The sequence below is a fragment of the Photorhabdus sp. HUG-39 genome (assembly GCF_963878365.1).
In the GTDB taxonomy this organism is placed as follows: Bacteria; Pseudomonadota; Gammaproteobacteria; order Enterobacterales; family Enterobacteriaceae; genus Photorhabdus; species Photorhabdus kayaii.
On record NZ_CAWNWY010000016.1, the window covers coordinates 1 to 20,712 of the forward strand.

18 protein-coding genes and 3 pseudogenes are annotated in these 20,712 nt (G+C 48.3%); 4 read left to right on the forward strand and 17 right to left on the reverse strand.

Features of this window, described 5'->3' with window-relative positions; translation table 11 throughout:
• Positions 1 to 128: 128 nt before the first annotated feature.
• Positions 129 to 425, forward strand: a pseudogene (locus AAC155_RS11930) (ISAs1 family transposase); the annotation flags it as partial.
• A 703-nt stretch (positions 426 to 1,128) separates the two neighbouring features.
• On the opposite strand, the gene AAC155_RS11935 reads toward AAC155_RS11930, so the two are convergent.
• From AAC155_RS11935 to AAC155_RS11960, 6 genes and pseudogenes are all read right to left on the reverse strand, one after another.
• Complete coding sequence (locus tag AAC155_RS11935) at positions 1,129 to 1,881, reverse strand: TIGR03747 family integrating conjugative element membrane protein (protein ID WP_113042319.1); 753 nt, start codon at positions 1,879 to 1,881, stop codon at positions 1,129 to 1,131.
• Positions 1,862 to 4,016 (reverse strand): annotated as a pseudogene (gene traD / locus AAC155_RS11940) (type IV conjugative transfer system coupling protein TraD). Before traD ends, AAC155_RS11935 begins: the two are co-directional and overlap by 20 nt.
• A 103-nt stretch (positions 4,017 to 4,119) precedes the next feature.
• Positions 4,120 to 4,656, reverse strand: coding sequence for an integrating conjugative element protein (locus tag AAC155_RS11945; RefSeq protein WP_011145426.1), 537 nt, complete (start codon positions 4,654 to 4,656; stop codon positions 4,120 to 4,122).
• 5 nt (positions 4,657 to 4,661) lie between these two features.
• Positions 4,662 to 5,285, reverse strand: coding sequence for a transglycosylase SLT domain-containing protein (locus tag AAC155_RS11950; protein WP_387493067.1), 624 nt, complete (start codon positions 5,283 to 5,285; stop codon positions 4,662 to 4,664).
• Positions 5,264 to 6,001, reverse strand: coding sequence for a TIGR03759 family integrating conjugative element protein (locus AAC155_RS11955; RefSeq protein ID WP_113042321.1), 738 nt, complete (start codon positions 5,999 to 6,001; stop codon positions 5,264 to 5,266). Before AAC155_RS11955 ends, AAC155_RS11950 begins: the two co-directional genes overlap by 22 nt.
• Before the next feature lie 2 nt (positions 6,002 to 6,003).
• Positions 6,004 to 6,795: a hypothetical protein gene (locus tag AAC155_RS11960; protein ID WP_113042323.1), complete on the reverse strand. Its 792-nt coding sequence runs from the start codon at positions 6,793 to 6,795 to the stop codon at positions 6,004 to 6,006.
• A 618-nt stretch (positions 6,796 to 7,413) separates the two neighbouring features.
• Here AAC155_RS11960 and AAC155_RS11965 point away from each other — a divergent pair.
• Both AAC155_RS11965 and AAC155_RS11970 read left to right on the forward strand, forming a co-directional pair.
• Positions 7,414 to 7,728: a type II toxin-antitoxin system RelE/ParE family toxin gene (locus AAC155_RS11965; RefSeq protein WP_021326511.1), complete on the forward strand. Its 315-nt coding sequence runs from the start codon at positions 7,414 to 7,416 to the stop codon at positions 7,726 to 7,728.
• Positions 7,728 to 8,009 (forward strand): helix-turn-helix domain-containing protein, encoded by a 282-nt coding sequence (locus tag AAC155_RS11970; protein WP_021326512.1) that lies wholly within the window; start codon positions 7,728 to 7,730, stop codon positions 8,007 to 8,009. The genes AAC155_RS11965 and AAC155_RS11970 overlap by 1 nt, the downstream gene beginning before the upstream one ends.
• A 526-nt stretch (positions 8,010 to 8,535) precedes the next feature.
• Here the strand turns inward: AAC155_RS11970 and pilV are convergent.
• The 11 genes from pilV to AAC155_RS12025 all read right to left on the reverse strand — a co-directional run bounded on the left by pilV (position 8,536) and on the right by AAC155_RS12025 (position 19,895).
• The gene (pilV, locus tag AAC155_RS11975) at positions 8,536 to 9,633 is read right to left on the reverse strand and encodes a shufflon system plasmid conjugative transfer pilus tip adhesin PilV (RefSeq protein ID WP_390904718.1); all 1,098 of its coding nucleotides are present in this window, start codon (positions 9,631 to 9,633) and stop codon (positions 8,536 to 8,538) included.
• A gap of 147 nt (positions 9,634 to 9,780) precedes the next feature.
• A complete protein-coding gene (locus AAC155_RS11980; RefSeq protein ID WP_113042324.1) occupies positions 9,781 to 10,446 on the reverse strand; it encodes a prepilin peptidase in 666 nt (221 codons plus the stop codon).
• Complete coding sequence (locus tag AAC155_RS11985) at positions 10,447 to 11,049, reverse strand: type 4 pilus major pilin (RefSeq protein WP_113042326.1); 603 nt, start codon at positions 11,047 to 11,049, stop codon at positions 10,447 to 10,449.
• Between the two features lie 68 nt (positions 11,050 to 11,117).
• A complete protein-coding gene (locus tag AAC155_RS11990) occupies positions 11,118 to 12,203 on the reverse strand; it encodes a type II secretion system F family protein (RefSeq protein ID WP_113042328.1) in 1,086 nt (361 codons plus the stop codon).
• Positions 12,196 to 13,749: a GspE/PulE family protein gene (locus tag AAC155_RS11995; protein WP_113042329.1), complete on the reverse strand. Its 1,554-nt coding sequence runs from the start codon at positions 13,747 to 13,749 to the stop codon at positions 12,196 to 12,198. The genes AAC155_RS11990 and AAC155_RS11995 overlap by 8 nt, the downstream gene beginning before the upstream one ends.
• A 13-nt stretch (positions 13,750 to 13,762) precedes the next feature.
• Entirely contained in the window at positions 13,763 to 14,248 is a 486-nt protein-coding gene (gene pilP / locus AAC155_RS12000) for a type IV pilus biogenesis protein PilP (RefSeq protein ID WP_113042331.1), read from the reverse strand.
• Entirely contained in the window at positions 14,235 to 15,551 is a 1,317-nt protein-coding gene (gene pilO2, locus AAC155_RS12005) for a type 4b pilus protein PilO2 (RefSeq protein WP_113042333.1), read from the reverse strand. The genes pilP and pilO2 overlap by 14 nt, the downstream gene beginning before the upstream one ends.
• A 23-nt stretch (positions 15,552 to 15,574) precedes the next feature.
• A complete protein-coding gene (gene pilN / locus AAC155_RS12010; RefSeq protein ID WP_113042334.1) occupies positions 15,575 to 17,275 on the reverse strand; it encodes a PilN family type IVB pilus formation outer membrane protein in 1,701 nt (566 codons plus the stop codon).
• An 18-nt stretch (positions 17,276 to 17,293) separates the two neighbouring features.
• Positions 17,294 to 17,731, reverse strand: a complete 438-nt coding sequence (gene pilM, locus AAC155_RS12015) for a type IV pilus biogenesis protein PilM (RefSeq protein WP_110092018.1) — start codon at positions 17,729 to 17,731, stop codon at positions 17,294 to 17,296.
• 6 nt (positions 17,732 to 17,737) lie between these two features.
• A complete protein-coding gene (gene pilL2, locus AAC155_RS12020; RefSeq protein WP_228900653.1) occupies positions 17,738 to 18,757 on the reverse strand; it encodes a PFGI-1 class ICE element type IV pilus protein PilL2 in 1,020 nt (339 codons plus the stop codon).
• A gap of 175 nt (positions 18,758 to 18,932) precedes the next feature.
• Positions 18,933 to 19,895, reverse strand: a complete 963-nt coding sequence (locus AAC155_RS12025) for an Abi family protein (protein ID WP_113042337.1) — start codon at positions 19,893 to 19,895, stop codon at positions 18,933 to 18,935.
• Positions 19,896 to 20,094: 199 nt separating this feature from the next.
• Here AAC155_RS12025 and AAC155_RS12030 point away from each other — a divergent pair.
• Positions 20,095 to 20,587: pseudogene (locus tag AAC155_RS12030) on the forward strand (transposase); the annotation flags it as partial.
• Positions 20,588 to 20,712 lie beyond the last annotated feature (125 nt).

The following is a 20,712-nucleotide window of genomic DNA, read 5'->3' on the forward strand; positions in this document are numbered from 1 at the left end:
CTGGTCAAACAATGCGATTGCGGGGCACCGAGCCAAAGGAACAAGCTTAAAAAAGCGGGTTGGTGCGATGATTATCGGGCAAGAGTTTTCTTTGGATGAATAGCAGTCAAAGTATGCTCGTGCCCTGGGAATTTGGGGAGTTACAGAGCGAGTGGCTTAAACAATACACGCATTTTACTCACGGTATTCCCCGTAGTCACTGTATTGCTAATATTATCAAAATGATAGAGCAAGATGCACTGGTTGAAGCCTTTTATGCCTGGATCAACCAGCGTCGGGTCAGGGCAGGAAAAAGTCTTATCGCCATTGATGGAAAAACCCTGAGAGGAACCTGTAAGGGGACATTATTTGAAGCCCTGCATGTGGTCAGTGCTTATGATGTTGAATCCGGTGTAGCCCTATACCATCAGGCAGCCGAAAGCAAAGCATACTTGTTGAGTAATGTTCGCCACAGAGCTTCCCGGAGAGGAATAGTTTCATTCATCATATAAGGCTACCTGTGTATAAGTCCTTAGGACTTATACACAGGTAGGTGTAGAAAGTCAAATAATTATTTTCCTTGATGCTCATCTAATTCCATGAAATTATGGATAATATTAAATATCTTGACAAATAAGTTGGTATTTATACAATGACGTCCTAAGGACGTCATTGTATAAATACTAATATGCTATTTTTAATACTGTCGGGTTGTCAATGCTAGCCCGCAGAACGGAGCAACAGTAAATCCTTAAACCACTTACTAGCAAATATTTGCTTGGATAAAGAAGAAAATTATGGAAGGTAAATTACAATCACTTTTCCTACACCTAAAAAATAAGACAGATTGAACATGAAACATAACGTGGAGAAATCATATTCAATCTGCCATCTGACTAATCTCGTACAGACTTGATTGGTATATCTTACTCATTATTATTACTCATTGAATAATTTATTCTAAAAACAATTCCAACTCCCTTTTAAAAGTTCGTCAATCTAATGTAAGTCCACTGGATAGAAATGCTAAATTTACGCACCAGATCATTTTGGTCATTAAGCTCATTGAAAATCGCATAGTCGAGTACACTGATTTTCCAAACAAATACTATGGGAATACCCTAAAATCCACATCATACCGCTTTTACCTCAAAGATATTTCTTAAAAGTACTCATCATCACAGTAATAGCAATCCCTAATAGGAGAGCTGCGGGTAACAATAATAAATTGGGATACACAGCCGATGGCCAGGAGAGATATAACAGACAGGGTACACAAAACGCCGGTTTCACAAACCGTTTGGCGTGATGATAGACAAAACTCGACTCATAAGCAGCACCATAACGTCTCAAGTCACGTCGACTTAGCCCTTCAACAACAGCAACACCTATAACCATCACAAACAATGGCAAAGACAACACCAGAATAGTGAGCCGGATAATAAAGGTTACGGTCACATATACCGTTGCCAGCAGGTACTTCCGCAAACTTTCCGCCAGTAATACACTCCAATCGCTCAACTCTCTCACCATCTCATAGTGGCTCCGAGCTTGTACTGTATGCTGTTGGTTAATCCAGTCCAGTGCACCACTGTCTACAAACACCCACTGATAACTCCATTTTAACCCGATACTGAGCGTAGTCGCGGGCTCTGATAACAGTAAGCTGCGGGTAAATTCTTTAGACAACCAACCGCTTTCCGTGATCATCACTTGCTGGCTGTGTCTCTCTCCCTGTTCCGTCCAGAAAAAGGCTATCCCAAGGTATTCAATCACCAAACTAAAAAACAACGATACCAGCAGGAAGCCAATGAGCATCCATGGCATATCCCACAGGACCGTTTTTAACGGACCTGATTTTTTCGCTGGCATCTGCTGCGATTTAGTGTTCTGTTGCGTCATCGTCAGCTTCCCCATCAGGCGTCAGCAACGCTGGATTTAACATCACATTGAAATCAATCTGACTGTCACTTGGCATTGATCCCGCTGACCACCAGGATTCACTGGTACGGTAATGTTTACGCATATCATCAGCGATTTTTTGCAGACTTATCGGCATCAGGTCATCATCATCGGCTGCTGGCAACGGCATGCGGATCTTCCATAACCGCCCCCCTTCAAGCAGAGCAAATGCCTGACCTTTCGGCAAGTTAATCACTTCGGCAGGCGTAATTAACGGCGTTCTGATCGTGCTAACCCGATCCTGAGTATTAGAGGTAAAATGACCGCCTTGCTCTGGACTGGAAATATCGGTAATCCCGGAGACCAAAGTTTTAGTGTACACTTCCACCTCTGGCAATTGACGGGTTAGCAGCTCGGCGGTGTTATTTTCCCTGACCCGCAGCATAACCAGAGTATTAAAATTTCCTGTTACCTGCGCCGCTTTAGCACTGCTGCCAATACGTGCTTCAATATCAGACAAAGTCTGGGTGTAAGCGGTTACCTCTATCCCGGCACCACCACCCTTGTTAATCAGCGGGATAAATTCATCGCCCATCAGCTCATTGAATTCATCACAATGTAAGCTAATGGGGAGTTTTCTCGTTTTACCTTCTGGTAAACCGTCATCCAGACCAAATTTGTAAATGTGACCCGCAACAGAAACTAAGTCCGCGAACATGGAATTACCCACTGCCGAAGCGACTTCTGCATCCGACAAAGCATCCAGTCCTACATAGACAATACCTTTCTTACGTATGACCTGTTGCCAGTCAAAGATGGGACGCTGATCGTTCATATCCGTGTAATCTGGTGCCAGCAGTGCAGCTGTTTTCCCCGTGGTCAGCTTTTCCAGTAATGGCAACAGGGATGCCACAATTTTGTCAAAATAGGTGCGATCATAGCGAACCGCACTGCGCAACCCGTCCAGTATCGGATCGTAGAGTTTTTTCCCCGCTTCTGAGCTTAGTGCCATTTCAATCGCCCAGATTTTCACTGCATTCGTCTGCCCCTGCATATTGCGTGGCAAATCGTCTTCCGTCAGCAGACCCAGACTTTTCTCTAACCTGCTCCCATAACACAGGCAGGCATTGCCTGATAATTTTTTCAGCATAAGTTTCATACAGTTCGCCAATATTGGTGACATAACGTAATATCAGGGTGTAATCTGGTCGCTGCCCCAGAGCCACCAAAGCACGAGTAACGATATTGACAAAACGCCAGGCAAACTCACGAAAAGCGGCACTGTTACCCGCCCCACTCAATTGTCCTGCTATACGAGAAGCGACTTCTGAAACCCGACCAAAACGCCCAACAGCATTGTAGCGAGCACTAATATCCGGCCAGCCCAGATGAAACACCTGGAACTCATCTTCCCGCCCGGCACGATGCGCTTCCGCCCACATGCGTTTTAGCAGGTCTGCATCCCCTTTCGGATCAAACACAATCGTGATATTACCCCGCCGGATATCCTGCGTGATGAGTAACTCTGCCAGCCGGGTCTTACCAACACGGGTTGTACCGAGGACCAACATGTGCCCGACCCGCTCACGCAAATCCATTGACACATTGACTTCATCCGGTTCAATGCCATGCAATGCTGGATTGCCCCCCACCGGCGGCAATGGCCTCACCGGGTTCCACGGGGAATCACGTTGCGTCAGACGACATAAAGAGGGCAATGGGTACTCAAACCGCTGCTCAAATGCCCTCGCTAATTGATAATACCGGGAAGGTTGAACATAACGTTCGACTTCCGGGCGCAGGGTATCCAGAAATCGTTGTGTATGTTTTTGTTGCCAAAGAAACCCTTTCCCCAGAAACAATCTCTGATGACTGACGGGTACCTGGTGGCTGGCCATCACATAACGGGGCAATCGCCGGATATTGCGCCGGTAGTTCAGTATATGTAACCCCTGCCGGAATCGGAGACCTGATAACATGCCAAAACCTGCCGCCATGACATAACTGACCGATGGTGACAATGCCACAGCCCACGGCGCTACGATACAGACACCGGCGGCAACCGCCGAAACAACAGCGGTATTCAACTCAACAGCCGGACGTAACCGTGCTTCAATCACATAACGATCGCTCATCTAGCCCGCCATAACACCACAATTGCCAACAACAATCCCAACAAAAGCACCGGGAAACTGTATGGCAACATCAGTTCGGATAGTATAGGGTGACGGGGCCACATCAACGCACCTGCTGAGTTAAACCGATATCGGTTATCAACACTGGGTAATGCCGCAAATTCAACCGCCGGGCCAAATCACTGCCGGAAGCGGGGGCTAATACTAATCCCTCTGCAAGCTGACGCAGTTCATCCAGTTGTGCTTTATCCCGCACACTGACCAGCAACCCCACCGCCTGCTTTTTCCGAAGGCCAACCAAATTTTCCTTCAACCACTGTTTTGACCGGGCATCATCCCCAATCATGAACAACGCTCCCATTCCTGGCAATTGCAACGGACGAGCGTCAACAGGTCCGGGAGACAATTCCGGCGTTTCCACCGGTAAAATGCCCCCTTCGGTCAAATCTGGCGGGGTCGCCTCCGTATTTGAAGAAGTCGTCGGTTCATTGTCCTGAGCGTTAATGGCATCAAAATACGCTGCTGTAGATTGTCCACCTAAATCAGCCACAATAGTCAGTGCAGCCTGAGAACAGGGCGTCAATATCATCATCATTAAAAATAAACGGCAGCGATAACGGATTAAGTTATGGATTAACATCTTCTTTATTTTTCCTTCGGTTCAATCCAGGTCTGTGTCGTATTAACTACAGCAATATTGGTGGACAAAACAGGATATCGGGTCTCTAGCGTACTCAGTTTACGTGCGACGATTTTCCGATACTTACTCGCGGGTTGACCGCCAGCGGGATGGTGATAACAGCCTGCCGCATTCAACCAACTACCCGGATTGGATTGATAACAGGTTTTCAGAATACGAGCTGCCACATGAAGATTAGTATAGGGGTCCAAGGCATCCCAATAAGAACGAAAATAATGGCCGTTCCAGCCTAAATTCACTTGAGTAATCCCCACATCAATACGTTTGAGGGGTACGCTGCGCATAAATCCCTGCAACGCCTGCCAGACCGCTTGTCGGGTTGCATAACGATAACCTTTTCCAGCCACATTGAGCGTCCACGGCCAGGGGCGTTCATGTTTCTCCTGTGGCAAACGTTTTGCCGATTCAGCCAGTGCCAACGCATAAAGCACTTCAGCAGGTACGCCATGCACCCGCGCAATCTGCTGGTACCCAGGCGGGACGACCTGTTTTACCGCCGCGGCCATACCTTCTGTCACCCAAAAGAGGCTGCCCGCAACAACGAGACTCAAAATGCCACCACACGCCATCCGTCATTCTCATGTTGTAGTACGACCGGCATTTTCCCCTGACCAAATTGTCGCCAGCGCCCTTTGTCATGATTAAGCGTGATTTTTCGGCTACGGACTTTTTCTGATGGAATATGATGTTTACCTGCCCAGGTACGTAAAACATCATCGTTGCTTTCGCTATCTACCAGGTAAATATCCACCTCACGGTCAGCGGACAAGGCAGCAGCCAGCCGGGCATCACAAGCCGCGCAATCCTCTTTCACAAATAACGCCAGCCGCCCTTGATTACCCTGTGCGATTCCGTCCCCCTTCCCTAAATTAACCGGCAAAATATTCGGCGCCAGACGCTTCCAAGCCGCATCCACCGCCCGCTGGAACGCCAGTTCCTTTTCAGTACGAACATATTCCTGCCTAACCCACAGTTCGGCATAACGTTGACGCTCCTGTACTGTTTCTGCCTCAATGCCCAATGCACTCAACGGATCGAGCCCAGGAGACTGAATGCCCCGTTGCCCCTGCATCAATTGCTGATAACGCTGAAACTCTGCTTCTGTCAGCCCCCACATTTGCGCCTGAATACGGTGGTTTTCAGCCTGCGTGACCTGTTGCTGAGTCGCTTTCATTCCCGTTTTTGTCTGTTCAGAGATAGCAACCTGTGCTGCCGAAGCTGACAGAGACATAACAACGCCAATCAGCACCACCCCCTTCCTCTGGCTGAAAAAATCTTTTCTCATCATTACCCTCCATTGACTGACAGGGTTTGACGATGCCCTTGTACCTGGAACAAAGCCTGATGATCGGAGATACTGACCAACGTCCATTCAAATGCACTTTCACCCGGGGTCAGTAAGCGCATTTGAGATATTTGAGAATGAGGATCTGTGTCTCGTGGAATAATAACGGCATAAACTTGTTCTCCCCGACGTTCAATACCAGAAAGCATGAAAGGAGCCACTATCCGTTTCTTTGTTCGAAGAATTTCCCGATCAGGTGTGCCCGCTTTTTTACCCGCATGCTTTTCCTGCTGAGATTTCCACGTGATTAATGCGTCAACGCGCATTTCCTGCTGTTTCACGGTATTTTTCAATACACTTACTGCTTCGGTAAGATCCTGATGCGCACGGCTTAAATCAGCCACTGACTGTACCAGCGGTTTCTGTTGGTCGTTGACGGATCTCTGTTGCGCTATCAATGCCTGATGAAACCGGTCATTTTGCATTTGCCAGTCCTGACAGGAGATAAAGCCGGTATCCGCTTTATCAAGCCGTTCGTGCAGATTTTGCACCTCATCAGGCAAATGCCGGAATGATCCATTTCGCATCAATGACTGAAATTCCACTAACTGATGATGTTGCTGCCGTACCACGAATGCCAGCAATGCGATGCTGACAATAACAAGCAATATTGACAGATATCTCAGACATTTTTTTAGCAACAACCTGGGTTGGGTCTTTTGAGAAACCGCCTGCCGCAAGCTGTCAATTTCAGCTTCAGACGTCGGCGACAGAGGAGGGATTTCAGTTGTCATACACAACATCCTTGTTTGTTTTATTTAGCGCTGTGCTTGGCGTACTTTTAGTATTATCGGGTTGCTTGACAAAACAACCGACACAGAAATGCGACTTATTCAGGTCGTGATTAGAGTCTAATCATATGATTACCCGATACAGGGAAGCATACTGGGCAAAACCAGAGAGGATGACGATAAAAAATTCAACATGAAAAAATGAAAATTACACTCCAATATAGAGCATAAAATCTGTGGGGCACTACATTGGCGTTTATGCCGCTATGGCTAATGTAGAACCATCAACCATATTCCAACTAGCTCATTAATTTTGATGCTGGGATACCAACGTTCAAATTGTGCCTTTTAGCTCGCCATTCAGAACGGCCATCCGAGGGGAGCATTTAAATGATTGCCCCACGGTTTTTTATGCTTTCATTAGTCAGTCCTGAATAATTTCCTCGATGTCCTGATCGTCGAGTTCAACCTTGCGCTCAACAAATCCCTCACCCTTATAATATTTAACTGGAAATACAGTCCTCATAATTTGTTACCCCTCTGATTTAAATTAGCTTACAGGTTAATTTTCATTGCCATTTATTAGCCTATACACTAATATAATTATAAAAGAGAGGCCATATGTTTAACGTAGTTTATCACCCGGAAGCTAGGGAAGAAGCCACGGCATTGCCCGTGAGGATTCGGGTTAAATTTGACCGACTTATCGGTAAGCTTGAATCTGACGCGCGATTATTGCGGGAACCGGACACTAAGCCCCTGGGCGATGGACTTTTTGAGATCCGCACGATGGGAACGGACATAGCCAGAGGTATCTGGGTATATCATAAAGGCAATACAATCATCATGCTCCGGGTTTTCATCAAAAAGTCACAGAAAACGCCAGCGAAAGAAATCGAACTCGCCAAAAAGCGGTTAGCGGAGGTACTTAATTAATGAAACTGGTAAGTCATAAAGAACTGCATAACGAGTGGATGCAGGATGACAAATATCGTGCTGCATGGCATGAGGAAGAACGCAAGGAGAAGCTCAGAGAGCTGCTTGCAGAATGGCGCAAACATGACAATCTGACAAAAGCTCAGGTCGCTGAACGGATGGGGGTTACACCTCCGGTTATTTCCCGCATGGAAAATAACATCACGAAAGCCAGCATCGATACGCTGACCCGTTATGCTCACGCCTGTGGTATTAAAAAGCCTGTCATCGTCCTCTACTGAATAGCCAATTAATGCTAATGTATGCATACATTAGCATTAATTAAGAAAAAATTATAACTTTTATAAAGTTCTACAGGAAATTCAATATATTGGAGAGCATAAAAATCTGTGGGGCAGTCGTTTAAATGCTTTCCACATCAGAATTAATGAGCTAGCCGGAGTACGGTTGATGGTTCTACATTAGCCATAGCAGCATAAACACCAATGTAGTGCCCCACACAATTTCATGCTCCCGTATCTGAGCAGGCCGCATCAAATGAGAACGAAACAGAATATCCCTGTCTGCCCGCAAAAATGCCCCCTCAAGTTCGCGAACAAATGCCGCATGAAAACACCGGGTCCGGCTTCGCGTCAGACGCCCTATCCTGTCAGTCGGGGACAGATGAATGATATAATACCGTTTTTTTCTGTGTCGGAAACCCGAACAGATAAATCCCCGCCAGGGCGTTAATCTACTCACCAGTGCAAAACAAGGACAACACAACACCACCAAAATAAAAATCAGATATACGCACATGTTACGTTTTTATTTACAGCAGGTAATGACATAGGCTGATTCGCTGCGTTGGTGACCCACAAATTTAAGTCCCGCCGCATAATATCCAGGCTTACATCGGTGTTCAGCGAAATCACGTCCGCCCCAGTTTCCATCCTGATAACATTGATTCTGCTGCAAGGTGGTCTCCGCTTTTGTCCACAGACCGGACTGGCAGGACAGTATGGCGCCTTTGCTGTCGCGGCTAACCAATCCGTTGGGTAAACAGGCCGTACCCGCCACAGCCACTTTATCAAGTTGTAAAAACTCCCCTGTTGACAGACGACCATCAGCCCGGAGGGTGCCGCCTTTGATTTGCCCCTGCGTATAAATGCTTTTATTATTGACGCTGCGAAGCCAATTACTGTCCGACATCATCCAACCACCACCATAAGTTTCATTTAACCAGCCTTTATTCTTTGTCGTCACAATCCAGCCATCGTGGCTACGAATATCCCCCTGAAACTGGCCGGCATTCGCCCGGATATCGCCACTAAAATATCCAGCCTGTGCATTCACGGTAGCCGTATTGTTCAGGTTGTTGCCTCCCATGTTAATGTCAGTATGCATTTTGTTCAGCTCCGGACGACCGGGGACAGCAAAACGGTACAATCGGTCACTCTCCTCACGAGCAGTAGATAACTCATCTGCGCTCAATAACACGGCCAGGTGACCTTCACCACTGTTTATCCCAAAATCCTTTAAAGGCACGGTCCATGTACTCATTGCGCCGGTAGCCGTCTTTCCATCCCGAATATATCCCCCCAATCCGGTAGAGATATCCATCGATATCAGGCGCAGGGCTTTATAAGGTAATTGGCTCCCTTCTTGTGTCACCACCATTGCCTGCAATAGTGCCGGATCCTGGGTATTGCGCACTACAGCGGTCTGATAGCGCTGTCCTGAACTGTTGGTGTCTTTGAATCCGGATGGCAACAGCCCAGTTTTTCTCAACATATCCGGGGTGATCATCACCGGTTGGGTTGTCGTTGCTGAATTTCGCAACCTACCATAATAACGGCCAATATAAGCTTTCGACGCGGCACTGAAACGACTGCTTTGCGCCGCCATGACCTGCCAGGACTTCATCTGTCAGATAATCGTTGTAAATGCGGGTTCCCAACGCCGACAGTACCAGCAATATCATGAGTCCGGCAGCTGTGCCCAGCATCATGTATCCCCTATCCGGCTCTGGCCCCCTGCTGCTGCCACAACACCCCTTTCTTTCTGTCACTATTAGATTACCCATATTGGCTGATATAATCGTTCCAACAACATGACCACACTCCCCAAGCTAAGCCAAGGTCCCAGCGGCCCGCCTTTCGTACCTTGATGAGGTAATTGTGCCAAATGCCACAGCACGAAACCGGATAAACCAATCAAGCAACCTATCAGTGCCGGTAACCCTGTCAGCCAGGCACACAGTGCCCCCATCAGCCAGACATCCCCCATTCCCAGTACTTCACATTGAGAGTACCGGTTCATCAGCTCACGTAACACTCCCGTCCCAGCAAGCATAAGCACCGTAGCCAAAAGAGTTATTGATACTGACGGCAACGAAATATTGATCAATACACCGGACACCAGACAAGCCAATGTAAACTGACGAGGAAGCCAGCCACTCAAAACATCCATAACCGATAATTGCAGCAAAAAACTCAGCAGCAACAGTGCGGCTATCCGCTCCATCAGCGGCGCTGGTGATAACAACATCAATGTGCCCGACACCACGTACAAACAGATAGCTATTCGTGGTGCCGGATGCACTGAACACATCAACAGACCGTATTCCTGCAAAAATTTACTCACCGGACTAAGCAGCACGCATCCGATGACAAATAACGTCATCATAACCAGAGGGGTATATTCTGTAGGAAAGCTAACCGCAATCAGTGTCTTCATTTAACCATTAATCGTAAAGATCAGTTTATTGGTCCCGGTACGACCGTTGTTCCTTGTGCATGCTGTACTGGCACTTTCCAGTGTCACCTTGCCATCAGCGTGATGAGTATTATTAATAGTGATCTCTGACGCACTTCCTCCCCGGCTCATCCCAGTCGCCAGTGAAACACAGGCAGACTGAGGGACTCTCTCGTAAGTTACCGTGAATCCATTATTAAATCCCCCCGTGCTGCTCGGTCCGACCTTTACCTGACCACCCCAGATATTCCACAGCGTGGCATTACCGACAGTCGTATCTCCGCGAACCGTCATACTCTTCGGTACGCCACCCAACTGAATCAGGACGCCGGTCATCTTGTCTGCATGACTAAATTCATACCCGCCGCTGCCTTTCATTAACCCCTGAGTACTGGAGATGACAGTTTGCAGATTCGTTGTTTCCACAACCGCATCCTTGCGGTCATACAACATATAAATGCCCCCCAAAACTACAGTAATCACGGCAATCACAACCAGAGCGACCGCGCCATTTTCCAAAATAGCCCAACCCCGTTCAGGGGAACGGACCATTCGGTCTTGTTTCTGTATCATCATGTACTGCATTGATTTATTCCTTATATAAAGGGTTCTTTACGGAGAAAATCGTTAAAAGGAGGTTTAATTTAAAGGGGTTACGGCATGATGTTAGCCATGTTCTGTATTTCCATAACGGCCAGCAGGATCAACATAAATGTCCCGACAACCAGCAACAGGGAACACAACATGACCAAATTGGCCCGCCTGTTCACCCGAACAATGGTTTGGTCCAGCCACCGCTCACCATAGCGTCCAATCATCTCAGGAGTACCATCACCTTCCGTCAGCAATGACAGAAAATTCACCGCTTCCTTTGACGGAAAGTCATAACCACAGTGATGCAATGCCCGGCCAAAGTGATCCCCTTCGCGGACACAATCAGCAATAGACTCCAGACGAATCTGTAACCAGGGAGATGCAAAGCGTTGCAGGGTAATTAACGCATCTAGCGTCTGAACCTGGGCACGCAAAAGGGAAGCCATGTTCAGTAAAAAAATGGCGCCCTGAATATCGCTATAGACCGACCAGGGGATAAGATGATCCGCGATGCGACGCAGACGGTTGACCCACCGCGGGAGCGAATACGCCACGCCCACAATAAAAGAGAGCAGTAAGACACCACACCACAGAAAAGCATGCTCAAAGAATGTCGCCATCCCGTTCAGCCATGCCAGCACCCCCTGCCAGTTTTCCGGATCTGCAATATTTTTTAGTGTTGGTACCAATTCTGTTGCGGTGATCACCAATAATCCTGCCATCAGTAACACCAACAGCAAGGGATAAATCATCATTCTGAGCGACACTATCAGAATACGCTGACGGCAACCTATCAGTGTAATGGCCTGACTCAATGCTTCAGGCAAATGACCGCTGCGCATACCCGCACTAATTAACGCCGCCTCTTCTACCGGTCCCCAAACAGCCAGCACATGTTCCAAGGTATTCGTTTGACTGTTATCAGTGAGCGCCGAGATGCAATCGTCAATGAGTTCAGCAAACGGATGCCAATGGGTATCGAAATGCGTATACACATCACGTATCTGCCGCAACGCTTTCAATAACGGTATCTTGTTTTCCAGTAAAAAACGCAACGCCTCATAGAAAATGATACGATAACTCGGTAAGAACGTGTGGCGAACTAACACATAGCGCAGACGGCTAACCCATGACATTTCACGCATCACACGGCTCCATCAGCAAATAATCATCTTCATCCAGCGGACAAACTAAGTCGGCTTCCAATGGATCAATCAGCCCGGCATTCAGCTTATGCAGTAGATGCTGGCAACGAGTTATTCCACTTAAATTCGATACCCAGTGTTGTCTCGCGGCCTCTTTGCCCTCAGTCATCAACAAGGTAAAAAATCGAGCATCTGGCCTAATGACTTCTGCCACCACGCTACGACCGGTCACTCCCCGGTTAACAATCCGTCCGCTCAGGGTAATCGTCTGGCAACAATGTTCACATCCTTCGGGATGACGAAAATACAAATTCTCTATGCAACAGGTACCGGGAGCATGGCAATAACGCATCAGATAAGCCCGTTGTTCCTCATCCAGTACCGCCTGTTTCTGTGCCCAAGGTACTCGACAGTACGGACATAATGTCTGTACTAAACGCTGACTAATCAACGCAATCAAAAGCTGTGCATCGGCAATCAACCCCGCATTCACCCCCATGGTTATCATGCGTTCAGGAATACCGACTGCGCTATTGGTATGCAGCGTCGTCATGACACTATGTCCCGTTTGCGCAGCATAAATTGCCGTTAGCATGGAAGTCAGGTCTCGCATTTCGCCTGGCATAACGGCATCAGGATCAAGACGCAGCGCAGAGGTGAGCGCCCGGTGCCAGGCAAGCCTGACCGCCTCTTCATCACTTTTGTCACACACGATGGGCGTTTGAATCGCACCGGCAATCCTCCCCTCCGGAGGGTCTTCAACGGTCAATAACCGCTTTTTACCTCTTGTCCTGTCAAGATACTGGCGACAAAAAGTGCGTAATGTCGTGGACTTCCCAGAACCGGTTGGTCCCGATAACACAATCAGGCCCTCGGGCAGTCGCAAAATACGGGAAACCAGTTTGATTTGCTGCGGCAAAAAACCTAATTGTGTCAGTGTAGGCACTTTGTCACCATCATCAGCAATCACACGCATCACAACATACAAACCATCTGCGGTTGGCGTATGGCTGTACCGGGCACCATACAAATGTACCCGACGCAGAAAATCCGCTTTAATCCTCCCGTCCTGCTGACGGCCGGGAAAAAATTGCGTTTCAGTGACATCACACATCGACAGGATGATTGTGGATGCGAGTGCCATTCCCTCCTCTTCCGACAGTTCATTGACGACTTCCAGCTCACCGTGAATACGCATTTCAATTCGGGTTAACCCTGGACTGATAGTCAGGTGAATATCTGACGCATTCAGTTTTTTTGCCAGTTCAAAACAGGTCAGTACCTGCTTCTGGCGTTCACTCACATCAGTTAAGTCCGACAGACACACGCCCTGTTCATTCGTCCGCTGATTTTGTTTCTGGCGGTTCGCCTGCAATTCTGACAAATTGACAAAGCGAATTTCTGCTTCTGGTATGGCTTCAAGTAATTGCATGACCCGAGTCTGGACCTGTGGATCGCCCCGACGATTGTTGTCAATTAATACCGTAGCCTGCTGTTCTTCACATAACAGCAACACAGCATCATTAACCTGGATGTTTTCTTTCATTCCCTGTCTTCCCTCAGAACGTGAGTACCGAACCATCACTTAGCGTGACCGCAGAAAGCGTGATCACCTTAACTTTGAACTGAGTGCCAAGCACTGCGTCACCGACAGCTAACTCCATCACACCGCGGCCCGGCAGGCTTACTTTCGCCCGCAATGCATGCCCCCGACCATAAATCTCCTGAACCACCGGACGGGTCACAGGTTGTCCCGCCGTTATCACGGGCGATACGGTCACCGGCAGATCGATATTATTATTGCCCGTCAACCCCAAAGGCTGACTTTCTGTCAGTTGGCGTTGTAATTTAGCCCGCTGCAATTCTGCTTCCAGCAGCAGATTTTTCGCGTGTAAATGCTCTAACTGTCCCACAGTCACACCCGCAGATGCCTCTGTAATCCCTATTACCGAAAGAGCGCTATCTTCTGTTGCCCATACGGGTGAACTGATAAAAATTAGCCCACTTAACACACTGATCCACAAGGCAGTATTATTTCCGGGCATAAATGTATCCCTCAGTCTGATAGGTTAACTGTCCCTGTGAGGTCAGGGTAAACGTGAGGCTGTTCATTCGCAGCCCTGTATCATCCAGTTCAGCAAATAGCCATGCTGGCATCACCCGACTACTGAAGCTGAACAGGTATTCTCGCCAATCCTGGGAAGGTATAGATTGCCCGTCGCCCGGTAATGCCGATGCGGGAGTAAGTTCATTTAACGTCAGAGGGATCTGCCATTGCTGGAAATTCGACACCATCTTCATCAACTGTACTGAAACAGCAGGCACCGTTTCATTGCGAACCGGCAAAGGTTTCCACGGCAGGAATACCCGGCCTTCTTTTGCGCCCTGAACCAGGTCAAAAACCGGTGACTGCTTAAATACACTCTGTACACGCTGAACAAAATGCGCTGCTGTACCGCCAGGCATAATCTCGTAGTGAAGGCGGACGCCATCTTTTCGGCATGAACCTGCCGTCAAGCGCCAACCCGCCAATAACACCGGGATCGTCCGACTGGTCATGACACAACGTGCCAAAAACGCGGGTAACAACGGCTTATCGGCCCACGGATGAGGTAAGTCAACAGGTTTTGGCGTTTCTTCAAACAATCGTGACGCCCTGACTTGAACGGTTTCAGTCATCGGTAATCTCTCATCGGGAGATTTTCCTGACTGCAACAACACTCCTACGACTATTAACAACATGATAAATACGGCCATCAACAATAATGGTGTCCGCCACCGCCGTTGCAGGCGACACATCCGATACTGATGAGCCGACAAAGCAGAAATTATTGAGCGCCAGTGGGCCGGATTATCAGGGTCAGATACCACCCGCCAGCTTTTATCTGGAGCCGGGTTAAACGTTAAAAAACGGGACAGTGCTGCATTGACACTCTCGCGGGTTCCGACAATATCGGCCATCACGGACGGCAAACCCTTCTGCGTTGCCAAAAATAACCATTGCCCTTCGCCCAAATCATAGATCCCGTACCCGTTTGGGCCGGAATGCGATAAAAAAGCGATGGCTAAAGAATACGGTGTGTGACGGCAATACAATTTCCTGATTATTCCCGTCCCCATCATACGAGTAGTCTGCTGACGTCTCCCCGAACGATTGCCCACGACCCGATGTACATCGGTGTATTGAGATCGACTGGCTACCGGACGAACACGTTGCCTTCTGCGGGGTCCCCGTTTTACTTTCACGTACGGTGACCAACGCAGGCCACCGATCCAACAATGGCGTCCAGCCTGTACAACCGTGACTTCGGGTATCTCACCGGGTATTTCTAAATCGATGCTTTTCATTGATTCATGCAGCCTTTCATTCCTCAATCCAGTAATACGGGGGTGATCAAAATAACCAACGTGCTGCGCTGATTCTCTCCGGACTGTCCTCCCCCAAGCAGGAAATTACCTGGTGTAAAGGTTCCCGTCTTAGTCACCCGAGTATCAGCCTGTTCAAATCCGGTGAGTACCAGCGCCTGCCCGGCACGTATATTCACTTTCTGACTCAGTGAACGCAGCCGGGTATACGGCATCTCGATATAAGAATTGCCTTCTTTAGATGTGAATGAACGGATAGTCGGCGGATCAGACAGGTTAAAAGCCACTTGTAACTGAACATCCCCATTACGCTGTATCAACGGCAACAAAGTCATATTAAACCCGGTAGTAATCATCCCGGGCGTCAGAGCTGTGGAGGCTCCCACATCCGTAGCCATCGTTGTACTGCTTTGAGCCACATACACCGTCTGATCAGCCATCTGTATCGGAATGGGGGTCAAATTAGTGGTCGCACTTCCTTGAGAGGTCACCACACTGACATTACCTTGCTCGCTCAACGCCTTTATCAGCAGGCTGGAACCGGAGAGTTTTGCCGCCTTCCCTGTGGCGCTTTCCAGAATACTGACACCCGCAGACGTTGCCCCACTGCCCATACCGCTAAAACTGCCGGATAACGTAGCCCCCAAATTATGCAATGAGTTATAAACTAATCCCCAGTCCAGTCCCATTTGCTCTTTACGGGTAGTGCTGACACTCAGCACCTGAACATTCAACAAAACCTGACGGTTAAGAACAGTATTTTGCTCTTCCACATAACGGGATACCGAATCCAGTACCGCCGGCGTGTCTGTTACCATCAGCGTTCCACTGGAGCTTGACAGCCAGAACCGACCCCGCTCGGGCGTCAACATATTCTCGACTGTCTTACGGATGTCTTCGTATAAATCACTGTTCAGATCAACCGTCGTTTTCTGTGAAGAGCTGGCCTCCCCAGAGACAGAATTGTTGACGTTACCACTACCCCCTGATGTCCCCATACTACTGGTTGAACCTGAGGCAACACTGGCATTACTGCTGGTACGGGTGTTGAGAACATTCAACTGAAATGTCCGGGTTTCGAATCGATAAAACACGACGGCCCTGTTATCCATCTTCCATACAATCCCTAACCGGCTGGCAATATTGTCTAAAAGCCCCGTTAGCTCCCCTTGCCAATTGAGACCCGTGAGGACTTCTGGCTCTCGACGCTCATCAGCATTAATTGAGTGTATATCTCGATCATCCAGCCAATCCAATGGCATACGCCCCTTATCATCAGCTGTCGGTAATGCCCTATTCGTCTGGCGCGTCAACCCACCCGCCGTGGTTGATACTCGTGATAAAACATCGGGCGCTACCGTGACCCGAATACCACAAAGTTGGGTAATGCGTTGCCCCAGTTCCGGTAATGTCAGCCCGACTTTACTGTTAATCGTTATCTGGCAGGACGGTAACTTTACTGACGCGACAGGCTGAACTACCGGTTTCAGATTCACCCAGGGTTTATCTACCCAGGTTACCCCCGGTTGTTTCAGGCTATGCTGTTGGTGCAAATGTTGTTGTACTACCCGACTTTGCACACTGGCCTCACGCGCCATATTATCCACTGTCGGCAAGGTACAACCGGACATTAGCGCCATGCCTGTTACCGCCGCCAGTGGAGCAAGGCAAGTACAAAGCCTGAGTGAACACCGTTTATTTTTCATCACATCCTGTCCGTTTTTTCAGTTGAAATACACCACATCACCATCGCTAATCCCGTCAGGAAGAGTGAATCCTATTGCTTGGCCAGATAAGCCATACAACCGTCCCTGCCGGACTTCACCAATCAACATGGACCCCTTAGTGCGTTCGCGCAGAGCGGTGACGAGACCGGGTATTTCCGGCACCCACACCCAGAGCCGGCCTTGACTGATAACATGCCGGATACGGGCATCAGGCTGAAAAGGCAGAATGAGCTTACGGAGATCCACCGTGCCATTTTTAGATGCATAGCCGCCACGCCAGTGATTAATGGCACTGGCTAATAGCAACATTTGATCTGCCAGTATCCGAGCTGTTGTGTTGTCATGATCGACGTGCAGTTGTTCTGCCTGTCGCAGCTGTATGCCACCTGCAATCAGCAAAAAAACCAAGGCAAACGCACTAATGACGTACCCCATTACGGCTTACCGGGTCACGGGTTTATCACTGACTGAAATCAGGCACTGAAGGCGACTGACTTCGGCAAACAACGGCTTCTCAGCCTGTCGGTAAAGATCAAACACTTGTACCAACAAGGACTCAAAGTTGCCTTTAAACGTCAGCGGCGCATCAATGCGGTAATCCGTCGGTGACGACCACACCACTACCCAATGTCCTCCTACCGGGCAATCCGTTGTATTAGCCCACCGCTCCAACGTTCCACGCAAAGTAGTTCCTGTTTCCGCACGCCAGATGTTGCCTATCGGTACCGTTGCCACGGGTGTACTGCCGCTGAGTAAGGATTTAACGGGCTGAGTGGGCAATACAGAAGAAATGGCAGTAGGTTTTCCTCCTGTCACAGGAGATTGAAGAATTTCTATTTTTTGTCTTTCAGCCATCGGCTGCTTCACCGGTAACGGAGTGGTTGATGTTCTGTTGGATAATGAAAGTGCCGATAACGCCTGTGAAGAAGATCTCTGCAACGGTACCCGCATTTTGGGTGGTGTTATCCGACCAACCGTTGTCTCAGAAAATTGACAATATTCATCACGTAAAACAAAACACACTTCACGATTCACCTCATCTACCCGGATACGCCATGCAGACCCGGCAACAATCTGTAACGCCTCATTGAGCCGTATCGGCCCAATTTTGCGTTGAATAGCCGGTAATGGCCTGCCTATCAATTTAACGAAATGGGTTGCGGCGGTATCACACAACGAATAACCGGTTCCAAATAGCAGATAGCGCAATCCATCACCAATGCGTTGTACCAATGGTACTGGCATAGTGATATTGATGATTTGATTGAGTGGTTCACGCTGCGCAGACTGGCTGCCTACACTCACCAAGGTATAGCGCTCATAGCGCGTAACTTCTGGTGTCAGAGAATAGATATCGGATACGGCGGGACGTGCCTGATGAGAACAGTGAAAACTTACACCGGATGCGGTAGTCTCCTGAGTTTGTCCGGCACACCAGCCAATACCATGACGGACAGCCAACTGAGTGAGAAAAAACAGGGTTTTTCATGAGCATTCCCATGCAGGTGATCTTAAATGCGGCTTACTGTGCGGGGATCCGGGACTACGCTCAATGCAAAACTCTTTTTGCAAAATCAAAAAAAACGCACCGATCGAAGTCAGTACACCAGATGAGTCAATTTGTCAGAGTTAAACGTTAATGCCAGAACGGATCTGCCCGCCAGTTATGAGCAAACCCAGCGCTACGCAGGTAAGGTTGAATCGCCGGGTATTGCTGTGTCAGATCATCAATCGTGTCAAAAAAGTCCAGGCTGGTAATACCGAGCGTTTTGATCATCTGATTCATGACTACCAGAGCATTATAAAGGCGATTCGTCTGTAGCGGCACAACCGTTAGAAGATGCATAATATCTTTTGGCGCAGGCAGATTGACGTTCCAAAGGCGGCTATGATGGGCACACTTGTTGCGAACATCACGTAGCACGGTAACCCAATTAGACAGAGTTGAAAATTTTCGCGCACCAAATTCAGCCGCTAATCTTTGCAGTGTGTTACTGGCCGTACCAGGCAGATTATAAAAATAGTGGTTATTGATGACTGAATAGATCTTCTGAAGCGCACCAATTGTCAGAAACTCACTGGCGATCCAGAATGGGGGAAGCTGTTTGAAATTGTCGTGCGTCTCGTTGAAATACTTAGCTTTATAATTATGGGCGTAGGCTTCTTTGCTGTTAAGGAATTCTGAAGCTATCCGGCTGCGAATAGCATCAAGTTTTTGCGTACCGTTCGTGGTTAAAAAGAATGTATTATCAAGATACCAGAACAGATTATTACTGTGCGCGGCGAGTGTGTGATCGAGACGGCTGCGTAATTTAACTTCCAGTCTGGCGATGACCTTAAAAAGGTAAGCGCGGAGTTCCTCATCAAACCGGTAAATCTGAACGCCATGCTCAAAGAACGCTGTCGGACGGTAATGCTTGCCGCCGGGGCTGGCCGAATCGAGGAACGGATGCAGGTAAATTTTGAAGTGGTGATAGCTTATCTGACTAAGAATTTGTTCTGCATCAGCAGTATTCTGAAACTGAAGATGCTTAGCCTGTAAATCGGCAACAAGATCCCCTGGTGAACGATACGGCTTTGGATAGAGGGTATAAGGCATGATTAGCAGTCATCCCTGAAGAAGAAAAAGAGGCAAAAAAAAAGCCCACGAACATCCCCTAGGGAACATTGCGAGCGTTGTTAGGGCTAATATTACGCCCGACGTAGATTTTGTCAACGCATTTTGACACTTCTGTCAGATTCGCATAGGGTTATTCTCGGTATCTGTGAGTAACCAGACTTTTGATGTGTCCTGAAATCCTCCCTACTTGGTGCAGCTACTGATGCGGCTGCATGCTCATTATCGCTATCTGGTTGAACAGATTAATGAACTTGAAGCCGCGCTGGAACAGGCGTTAAACCGTAATGAGGCAGGACAACAGCTTCTGACAATTCCTGACGTTGGTCCAATAACTGCTAGCGTTTTATCTTCTCAGTTAGGCGATAGCAAACAGTATGCTCGCAGCCGGGACTTTGCTGCATCGACTGGTCTGGTCCCTCGTCAATACAATACCGGCGGAAAAAAATACGCTACTGGGAATGTAAACGTGGCGATAAAAATCTGTGACGGTTGTTGGTTCAGTGTGCCCGAGTTTTTATCCAGCGCATCGACCATCAATCGGGACGTCTGGCCAGCTGGGTTAAAGCGAACTGGTCAGAAAACACGCTTGTGTAGTGGCTTGTGCGCTGGCAAACAAATTGGCCCGGATAGCTTGGGCTATCACGACACGACAAACTGTGTTCGAAAGGTAACGGTAATTGCCCTGCTTGAGCAGGGACGCTATCGTTAATTTAAGCAGTTACCCATCGGGTTTTGCGAAGACTGATTATTGATGACATGAACGACCTGATGAAAAACCTAAGCATAAAAATGGCTC